At 36.9% G+C, this 4,225-nt stretch carries 5 protein-coding genes and 2 pseudogenes; 6 read left to right on the forward strand and 1 reads right to left on the reverse strand.

The features are described 5' to 3' along the window. From BAZSYMA_RS09865 to moaD, 6 genes and pseudogenes are all read left to right on the forward strand, one after another. Positions 1 to 399 (forward strand): annotated as a pseudogene (locus tag BAZSYMA_RS09865) (hypothetical protein); the annotation flags it as partial. A 15-nt stretch (positions 400 to 414) separates the two neighbouring features. Continuing rightward, positions 415 to 696, forward strand: a pseudogene (locus BAZSYMA_RS10635) (discoidin domain-containing protein); the annotation flags it as partial. Between the two features lie 332 nt (positions 697 to 1,028). Next, complete coding sequence (locus BAZSYMA_RS03265; RefSeq protein WP_090715595.1) at positions 1,029 to 2,294, forward strand: molybdopterin molybdotransferase MoeA; 1,266 nt, start codon at positions 1,029 to 1,031, stop codon at positions 2,292 to 2,294. Then, complete coding sequence (gene moaC / locus BAZSYMA_RS03270; RefSeq protein ID WP_090715597.1) at positions 2,291 to 2,779, forward strand: cyclic pyranopterin monophosphate synthase MoaC; 489 nt, start codon at positions 2,291 to 2,293, stop codon at positions 2,777 to 2,779. The genes BAZSYMA_RS03265 and moaC overlap by 4 nt, the downstream gene beginning before the upstream one ends. A 12-nt stretch (positions 2,780 to 2,791) precedes the next feature. After that, positions 2,792 to 3,787 (forward strand): GTP 3',8-cyclase MoaA, encoded by a 996-nt coding sequence (gene moaA / locus BAZSYMA_RS03275; RefSeq protein ID WP_090715600.1) that lies wholly within the window; start codon positions 2,792 to 2,794, stop codon positions 3,785 to 3,787. Between the two features lie 21 nt (positions 3,788 to 3,808). After that, on the forward strand, positions 3,809 to 4,045 hold the full coding sequence (gene moaD, locus BAZSYMA_RS03280; RefSeq protein WP_090715602.1) for a molybdopterin converting factor subunit 1: 237 nt from the start codon (positions 3,809 to 3,811) through the stop codon (positions 4,043 to 4,045). A gap of 17 nt (positions 4,046 to 4,062) precedes the next feature. On the opposite strand, the gene BAZSYMA_RS03285 is transcribed toward moaD, so the two are convergent. Next, a partial coding sequence (locus BAZSYMA_RS03285) for an HPP family protein (RefSeq protein ID WP_195910074.1) occupies positions 4,063 to 4,225 on the reverse strand: 163 nt, incomplete at its 5' end.

A 4,225-nucleotide genomic window follows, 5' to 3' on the forward strand; every position in this document is an offset into this window, starting at 1 on the left:
TCAAGTAATGGAGGCACGAGTGCACCCACTGACAGTGGTTATACCAAGATTTATTCAACTTGGAATGCCTTTGCCGCTCTTAAAACCGATGGTTCAATCAAAGCGTGGGGTGATTTAAATCGTGGAGGCACAGGTGCACCCACTGACAAAGGCTATATTGAGATTTATTCAAATGCATTTGCCTTTACTGCTATTGAGCCCGATGGAACAATCAGGACATGGGGTAACCCAGATTATGAAGGCGCATATGCCTCTGGTTATAATCTAGCTCTTGGAAAACCTGCCACAGAATCCAGCACATATCCATACGAGGTTCTTACTGTTGCTGGCTATGCAGTAGATGGTAACACTGATGGTAAATTCATAAATGGCAGTACAACCCATACCAAACAGGAATGAGGTGCTTGGTGGCAGGTTGATCTAGGTAGTAAGAAAAATATCCATCAAATCATTATCTATAACCGCACTGATTGCTGTGCAGATAGACTAAGCAACTACCAAGTCAGTATTTCTAATAAAGCAGACTTCAGTACCCACATCTATCAACAAGACTTTCATGTTGCGCCTAATCCCAAAAAAATCATTAAATTAGACGCACCAGGCAAGCAAGGTCGATATGTTAAAATCCAGTTGCCTGACACGAGCTATAACTATCTATCTCTAGCAAAATTTCGGGTTATGGGTGTTGATCTTTAAATAAAGAAAACGCAGCAAAAGTGTTTCAATTGCTGATTACTTAGGCTATGATGTGCTGGTGGTTAATTATTTAACAGGTGAATCCATAAATGGTAGGTATCAAGGATGTTTGGATTCTCTTAAAACGAGACTATCATGACATTTTCCATCACTTCTCAGATAATATCTGCATTGAGCGCTTCTGGCAAAGATCTATCTAAATACACACCAGTCTATTGGTGGATTAATCACTAATGTAGATGACTATATTGATTTTTACAACTACAGAAGATTCCATCAGACCCTAGATTGTTTTATAATGTCTGGTTTGTTTATCTTGTTATTTTTTTGCTATGAATAATCAACAAATTGATTGCGGATGCGATACAACACCACAACCTCTACTTTCTATTGATGAGGCTTTAGAATTGTTGATTAATTCTGTTCAAATTACCAATAGCACTCAGTTGTTAGAACTTCACAATGCATTAAATAAAATTCTAGCTGTTGATGTGCAAGCTAGTATTTGTGTCCCTGGTTTTGACAATTCTGCCATGGATGGTTACGCCATTAATCTTCAAGAAGAACAAATAAATATATCAGGTGGAACGACATTTAAAATCACCGACCGTATTCCTGCAGGCAGCACTGGAAATACACTAGCATCAGGTTGTGCAGCACGACTATTTACGGGTGCACCTATACCAAAAGGCGCCAATACAGTGGTTATGCAAGAAGAATGTGAGTTGATTGAAAACGAATCAAGAATTGAAATTTATCAACCTATTACGCTCAATGAAAATATTAGACCAATGGGCAATGATATTCAATCTGGTGATGTTATTTTATCCAGAGGAAAACAACTGCAACCACAAGACATTGCATTAGCAGCTTCTGTGGGTGTAGGAAAATTCAAAGTATTTAATAAAATTAAAGTAGGTGTGTTTTTCACAGGCGATGAGCTCATTGAACCTGGAAAATCCCTAAAACAGGGGCAAATTTTTAACTCTAATCGTTATGCACTAGTGGCATTATTAGATAAGCTTGATTGCGAAGTGATTAATTTAGGTAATATTAAAGATACACTTGGTGCCACTTGTCAAGCACTAGAAAAACTAAAATCTAGTTGTGATTTAATCATAACCACGGGTGGTGTTTCTGTTGGTGAAGAGGACCATGTTAAGCCTGCTGTAGAAAAATTAGGCCAACTAGATTTATGGCGCATTAAAATGAAGCCAGGCAAACCTTTAGCTTTTGGTAGTATTGGCAATTGTGCCTTTATTGGTTTGCCTGGTAATCCAGTCTCAGTGATGGTAACTTTTTTACTTCTTGCCCGACCTTTTATCAAAAAGATGCAAGGTGCAAGTAATTATTTGAATACTACCTTTAAGGTTACAGCAAATTTTGATTGGCATAAAGCTAAACTTAGGCGTGAGTTTGTGCGCGTACGCCTTGACCGTACAGTTATTCCTATGCAGGTCAATCAATACCCAAAACAAGGATCAGATGTTTTAAGTTCTATGGTTTGGGCAGATGGACTGGTCGAAATACCAGAAAAAAGAACTTTTAAACAGGGTGAAATTTTAAATTTTTATCCACTCAATGAGATGATGCTATGAACAAATTAACCCATGTAAATAACAAAGGTGAAGCCAATATGGTGGATGTATCCGATAAAGACAACACCACGCGTATTGCTAAAGCAAGCGCTAAAGTGTTAATGAAATCAGAGACCTTGCAAAAAATTAAAGATAATGATTTTAAAAAAGGAGATGTGCTATCAGTTGCAAGAATTGCTGGCATTATGGCAGCGAAGCAAACCCACCATCTTATTCCAATGTGTCACAGCCTTAACCTTTCAAAAATTAGTGTAGATTTTGAATTCATTGAAAATGGTGTTCAAATTACCACACTGGCTAAGCTAAACGCTCAAACGGGTGTAGAAATGGAAGCACTAACTGCCGCAAGTGTTGCGGCACTTACAATTTATGATATGTGCAAAGCGCTAGAGCGCTTTATCAAAATTACAGACATCCAATTATTGGAAAAAGAAGGTGGTAAATCCGGTCATTGGACAAGCGATACACAGCATCCCCCTCTGTGAAAAAACTTAAAAATGCCTAAATTAATTGACAAATTTGGTAGAGAGATTACCTATTTAAGGCTCTCGGTTACTGAGCATTGTAATTACCGATGTTTTTATTGCCGTGATGATGAGCATGTGCCAAATTGCAAACGAGAGGATATTTTAAGTTACGAAGACATTGAAAGGATTGTTCAGATTTTTGCCGAATTAGGGGTCACTAAAGTCCGATTAACAGGTGGAGAACCTTTGTTACGAAGAGGTATTGTTAAAATTGCCAGACTCATCAGTCATGTTGATGGTATTGACGACCTGCCTTTATCTACTAATGCACATTTGTTAGAAAAATTTGCTAAAAAATTGCATCAAAATGGGGTTAACAGGGTGAATATTTCTATTGATTCACTCATCCCTGAAAGGTTTAAAAAAATTACCCGTGGTGGTGATGTAACCGAAGTTATTAAAGGCATTGATGCTGCCATACAAGCAGACATGAATCCAGTCAAAATTAATGTGGTGGCAATGCGTGGTGTGAATGATGATGAAATTGAATCAATGGTTGATTTTGCCATTACCAAAGGTATTGATGTGCGTTTTATTGAAACTATGCCAATTGGATCAGTAGGTATAGAAGCGCTTGAACAGCATATTAGCGAAAAAGATATTTTTGCTAAACTCAATAAACATCTTGGTAGTAAATTAAACCCTATTAACGCTAGTAGAACAGATGGTCCTGCACATAATTTTAAAATTAAAGGTACAAATTCTACCGTGGGTATTATTAGTGCTGTATCTAACCATTTTTGCCAAACTTGTAATCGTGTTAGGTTGACTGCTAAGGGGGATTTAATTTTATGTTTAGGTCAAGAAAATGCAATCTCATTAAAAGATGCAGTGCGTTCAGATTTAACCAATGATGAAATTAAGAATATGATTGTCAATACAATCCATAAAAAACCTGAAAAGCACGAATTTAACACTGTTGTTGATAATATTAGCAACCAACAAATGGTGGAAATTGGTGGATAAATATTTAAGTTGGACTAACAAATGAAGATTTATTATTTTGCTTCGCTTAAAGAAGCTTTAAAAATTCCCAGTGAAGAAATAATATTGAACGCTGATATTACAGTAGCGCAATTAAGAAAAAAATTGGTTGACAAGCACGGTGAATACCATTTTCCAGACAATATTCTTTGTGCGGTTAATCAAGAAATTGCCAATGATGATATTGTTATCGATGAAGCAGATGAAGTGGCTTTTTATCCGCCCGTAACAGGAGGGTAAATCAGCGATTTAGTGGATTATAAATAATCTTCAAATGGATTTTTATCTCTAAAACTACCCACTGCAATAGCGACGACAAGCAATATTAAAGAATTGAAGAAAATAGGCATAATAACAAATACATAGCCTAACTGATGTATTGCTTCGCCGCCAATAATAGCGGTTACTGCTGTTGCGCCA

This window comes from Bathymodiolus azoricus thioautotrophic gill symbiont (assembly GCF_001298715.1).
Lineage (GTDB): Bacteria > Pseudomonadota > Gammaproteobacteria > PS1 > Pseudothioglobaceae > Thiodubiliella.

Coding starts and splice junctions, on each gene's coding strand:
- BAZSYMA_RS03265 (WP_090715595.1), top strand. CDS start 1,029: ATGAATAATCAACAAATTGATTGCGGATGCGATACAACACCACAACCT.
- moaC (WP_090715597.1), top strand. CDS start 2,291: ATGAACAAATTAACCCATGTAAATAACAAAGGTGAAGCCAATATGGTG.
- moaA (WP_090715600.1), top strand. CDS start 2,792: ATGCCTAAATTAATTGACAAATTTGGTAGAGAGATTACCTATTTAAGG.
- moaD (WP_090715602.1), top strand. CDS start 3,809: ATGAAGATTTATTATTTTGCTTCGCTTAAAGAAGCTTTAAAAATTCCC.